The sequence below is a fragment of the Acidimicrobiales bacterium genome (assembly GCA_036270875.1).
Lineage (GTDB): Bacteria > Actinomycetota > Acidimicrobiia > Acidimicrobiales > AC-9 > AC-9.
This window is the reverse complement of record DATBBR010000040.1, coordinates 1-4102: the sequence shown is the minus strand read 5'-3', so window position 1 is coordinate 4102 and position 4102 is coordinate 1. Positions and strand designations below refer to the sequence as shown.

The 4102-nt window shown below is 68.8% G+C and carries 4 protein-coding genes; all 4 read left to right on the top strand.

Translation table 11 applies throughout. The features are described from left to right. Positions 1-524 precede the first annotated feature (524 nt). Entirely contained in the window at positions 525-1223 is a 699-nt protein-coding gene (locus VH112_04635; protein HEX4539511.1) for an alpha/beta fold hydrolase, read from the top strand. A gap of 330 nt (positions 1224-1553) precedes the next feature. Continuing rightward, positions 1554-1934, top strand: a complete 381-nt coding sequence (locus VH112_04630) for a hypothetical protein (protein HEX4539510.1) — start codon at positions 1554-1556, stop codon at positions 1932-1934. Further along, positions 1931-2341 carry a hypothetical protein gene (locus VH112_04625; protein HEX4539509.1) on the top strand — a complete coding sequence of 137 codons (411 nt, stop codon included), beginning with the start codon at positions 1931-1933 and terminating at the stop codon, positions 2339-2341. The genes VH112_04630 and VH112_04625 overlap by 4 nt, the downstream gene beginning before the upstream one ends. A 22-nt stretch (positions 2342-2363) precedes the next feature. Beyond that, positions 2364-4102: hypothetical protein (locus VH112_04620; GenBank protein HEX4539508.1), on the top strand; the 1739-nt coding region annotated here is incomplete at its 3' end.

Genomic DNA, 4102 nt, shown 5'->3' with positions numbered 1-4102 from the left:
GTTCGCGGGTGACCTCTACGAGACTGCTCGTCATGGGGCGTCACTACTTCACCGTCGAGGAACGTTTCGCGGACCACGTCAGATGCACCGCGGGAAGCCTGTCTGTGTGGCTCGTCCTGCTCTGATGGTCGAGGCTCCCGGAGTGGACGGCTTAGGGCAAGCGCGACACATCATCGCAGGTGCCTGAAGGCGGACCTCCGAGCCCCCAAGAACTTCTCTGGGCCGGATCCTGCAGATCCCCCGAGCGGGTTGTGGGTCGGCGAGCGTGGTGTTACGAGCACCGACGGGGTCGACTGCGATCCGGTCCTGGACCATTCGGAATACCGGCGCAGCCGGGTGATCACTCCGGCAAGCCACGACGCCGCCAGCACCGTCCTTGGCGCTCCGCTGAGCACACCCGACGCGGCGTACATCTCGTCCGGCACTTGGTCATTGTTCGGAATCCCGTCGATCCCCGGTCACCCGGTCCGATGATGGGAGCGCCCCGACCGATGAGTTCGGCGTCGTTCTAGCGTCTGTCCATCATGAGCTCGACCTTCGTCCTGCTGCATGGCGCCGGTTCGGACTCCTGGTACTGGCATCTCGTCGCCCCCGAGCTGGATCGGGCCGGCCACGACATCATTGCCCTGGACCTGCCGGTCGACGACGATTCGTGCGGTCTGGCCGAGTACGTCGCGACCGTCGCCGACGCCGTCGGTGCTCGCAACGACCTGGCGGTGGTTGCCCAGTCGATGGCCGCGTTCACTGCTCCTGTATTCGCGGCCAGTGCCCCGGTCAACCTGCTGGTGTTGGTAGCGCCCATGGTCCCTTCGCCGGGCGAGACGGCCGGGGCGTGGTGGGCCGATACCGGCCAGCCAGAGGCGGCCCGCCAGTACGCGCTGAGCGAGGGCCGAGACCCGGACAAGCCGTTCGACCCCTTCGAGGTGTTCCTCCACGACGTCGACGCGGCGGTCATCGCCGGCTCGGCCGAGCACGCGCGCACCCAAGCCGACCGGCCGTTCTCTGATCCGTGGCCGCTCGCACAGTGGCCGGACATCCCCACCCGCTGCGTCGTGGGCAAACGAGACCGGCTATTCCCTCTGCGATTCCAGCGGCGGGTGGTGCGTGAAAGGCTTGGCATTACCCCCGACGAGATCGACACCGGCCACCTACCCGCACTGGCCCGCCCGACCGAGCTGGCGACGCTGATCCTGGACTACGCGGCCCACCCTGGGCGCCGGTGACCGACGAGCTAGGCCTGCGCCGCATCAGCGCGCCCAGGTCGGTGTCCTCATCCCGAGGCGAATTACCTGCCCAAGGCATGATCAGCGTCGCCATACCGGCCCGACGGTCCCCGATCGATCACATTGAGGGCGGGTTGAGGACGAAATTCAGGCGGGAGAGTGGGCCACTCGTCGAACGCCAACCGGCACTCTCGTCAAGGGGCGCAGTCCGTCCCGCCCTAGAACGCCTCCTCGACGACCCGATATCGGCGCGTAACCGCCCGGGGTACAGCGTTCCCCGCCGTTTCACGCCTAGAGGGTGTCCAGTCTCCCAACCCCAAGGAGGACACAATGCCAAGCGCCAACAAGATGAGCACCCCGGTAGCCGTGGACATAGATCAGCTGCAGGGTCGCTACTCACCGCTCGACGACTACACCGTGGCGTTCGAGACCTTCAAGCAGGACGTCGACCCGGCTCCATTCTTCGTCGGGCTGCCCGACGACCGCTGCCCGTGCGCCCACTGGGGCGTGGTCACCCAGGGTCAGCTCACCTTCCGATGGGTCGACCGCGAAGAGACCTACGTCGCCGGGGACGCGTACTACGCCCCGCCGGGCCACCTCCCGCTGGTCACCTCCGGCACCTCGATCATCGAGTTCAGCCCCAGCGAAGACTTCGAGAAGACCATGACCGTGGTGCAAGACAATCTGGATGCTGCGGGGGTGGAACGATGACAATGGCCGCCGTCGACACCAAGGTGGCGGTCGCCCGCCTGATCGAATTCCTCGAGACCGGCACCGCCCCCAAGGGGCTGTTCGCCCCCGATCTGTTCCTCGACCTGTCGCTGCCGCAATGGCGGGTCCAATCGGCGACCTCCGAAGAGGCCCTCGGCATCCGGGCCGAAGGCCACCCCTTCCCGGGCCAGGTTCGCGTCCAACGGGTCAGTCAGACCGACAAGGGGTTCACCATCGAGTTCGAAGAACGCTGGCAGAGCGAAGGCCAACGCTGGTACTGCCGCGAGATGATCAGGGCCGACGTGGTCGCCGACACCATCGTCGAGATGTCGGTGTACTGCACCGGCGACTGGGACGAGGCCAAGCAGCGCGAGCACGCCGGCGCTGTCCGCCTGATCCGTCCCTGACTGGTCCACCTACCATGGTGGAGTGACTGTCCCATCCGACGTCGACGACCTCCTCGACCGAGCTGATGCCCTCCGGCTCGCCGGTCGAGGAGCCGACGCCGGGGCCCTCTACGACGAGGTCATCGACCGAGCCCACTCCGAGGGAGACCTGGCCCGCTGGATCCGGGCCGCCCTCGGGGCGGCGTCCGCATATGTGTACGGCACCGATCCGGGCAAGCTGCCGGGCCAGCTCTACGAGCTGCTGGCCCGGACGATCGACGACGCCGACCGGGCCCGCATCGCCGCCGCCCTGGCTCGCTGTTGGGTCTACGCGGGACACCCTCATCGGGCGCATGACTTCGCCGCCCAGGCGGTCGCTGACGCCGAGCGAACCGGCCGCCCCGAGTTGCTGGCCGACTGCCTGGACGCCGCCCTGGCCTCGAACTGGGGCCCGGCCGATCTCGACGCCCGAATGGCGCTGGCCGCCCGCCTCGACGACATCGCCGCCCACGTCCTCGACCCGCAAGCCCGCCTGCAGTCCCATCTCTGGGGGCTGCAGGTCGGGTGCGAGGTACTGGACGTCCAGGCCATTCACCGGCACATGCGGGCCTTGGACGGGCTAGGCGAGGAGTCACCACGTGCCCTGTTCTTCGCCGCTTCCAGGCGGCTCATGCTCGATCTCCTCAGGGGACGGACCGACACTGCCCCGCAGCTGATCGAGGTCGCCTCGCAGGCGGCGGAGCAGGCTTCGCTGCCCGACGCCTGGATGGTGATCGAGAGCATGCGCGGCTACACCGCGGTCCACACCGGCGACACCGCCACCTGCGCCGAGGTCGCCGCCAGGATGGAGGCCTTCGCCGTGAGCGAGGGGGTCACGCCGGTGTGTGCCGAGGCCGCCTACATGTGGCTCGCCGCCGACCGGCCCGATAGGGCGCAGGCCGTGCTGCACACCATGCACGGCCCGGCGCTTGACGAGCTGCCTGCCGACGTCAACTGGCTGCTCACCGTCCAGTGCGCCCTCGAAACCGCGCTCGGCGTTGACGACGGGCACATCATCGACAAGGCCAGCTGCCTGCTCGAGCCGTATGCCGGTCGGGCGGTATTCAACGCGGGGGCCGTGATGTTCCACGGCCTCACCGACGACACCCTCGCCCGCGCCGCCGCCGTCGTGGGCGACGCCCGTACTGCGGCCGACCGGAGGGCGTCGGCCTTGGCCACCTACCGGAGGTTGGGCGCCACCTGGTGGCGGGACCGCCTCTCTCGCTGGGAGCCGCCGGCGACCGGCCAAGACACGCCGACGCGCTTCAGCCCTACCGGCGACGGTTTCTGGCTGGTCGGGCAGGCGGACCACCCGGTTCCGGTCAAGGCCCTCAAGGGTTACTTCTACCTGCGAGAACTGCTCCGCAGGCCCGGGATACCGGTGGCGGCCATCGATCTGGTCTCAGCCGGCTCCGGCACGGTCGAGCAGCCGGCCCTCGGAGCGCCCCTGGACGCCACCGCCCTCAAGACCTATCGCCGCCGGCTGGGCGACCTGGAGGGCGAGATCGCCCAGGCCGGAGAATGGTCAGACACCGGCCGCATGGAGGCGCTCGAGGCCGAGCGGGATGCACTCGTCGATGAACTGATGGCGGCCACCGGCCTGGGACGAAGGGAGCGTGTCGCCGGCTCCAGCCGTGAACGGGCCCGGGTGGCCGCGACCAAAGCCCTCTCTACGGCCATCGACCGCATCACCGCAGTCGATGAACCAGTGGGTCGGCACTTGCAGCAGAGCATCCAGACCGG

Coding starts and splice junctions, on each gene's coding strand:
- VH112_04635 (HEX4539511.1), top strand. CDS start 525: ATGAGCTCGACCTTCGTCCTGCTGCATGGCGCCGGTTCGGACTCCTGG.
- VH112_04630 (HEX4539510.1), top strand. CDS start 1,554: ATGCCAAGCGCCAACAAGATGAGCACCCCGGTAGCCGTGGACATAGAT.
- VH112_04625 (HEX4539509.1), top strand. CDS start 1,931: ATGACAATGGCCGCCGTCGACACCAAGGTGGCGGTCGCCCGCCTGATC.